Raw genomic sequence first — 333 nt, forward strand, 5'->3', positions numbered from 1 at the left:
GACGCCGGCATCCTCGAAGAGGTGCAGTGCCTGAACGAGTGGCCGCAGCCGATCACCTGCAGCTTCGAGCGCGAGTTCCTGCGCGTGCCGCAGGAAGCGCTGATCGCCACCATGGAGGCCAACCAGAAGTTCTTCCCGGTGCTGGACGCCGAAGGCCGGCTCACCGAGCACTTCATCGGCATCGCCAACATCGAGTCGAAGGATCCGCGCGAGGTCCGCAAGGGCTACGAACGCGTGATCCGCCCGCGTTTTGCGGATGCCAAGTTCTTCTTCGACGAGGATCTGAAGCAGGGCCTGGCGTCGATGAACGAGGGCCTTCGATCCGTGACCTAT

Annotated in this window: 1 protein-coding gene; it reads left to right on the plus strand. The window is 63.4% G+C overall.

The annotated features are described in order from the left end of the window. A partial coding sequence (locus FLQ44_RS10995; protein ID WP_147694433.1) for a glycine--tRNA ligase subunit beta occupies nt 1–333 on the plus strand: 333 nt, incomplete at both ends.

The organism is Vogesella mureinivorans, from assembly GCF_007644035.1.
Lineage (GTDB): Bacteria > Pseudomonadota > Gammaproteobacteria > Burkholderiales > Chromobacteriaceae > Vogesella > Vogesella mureinivorans.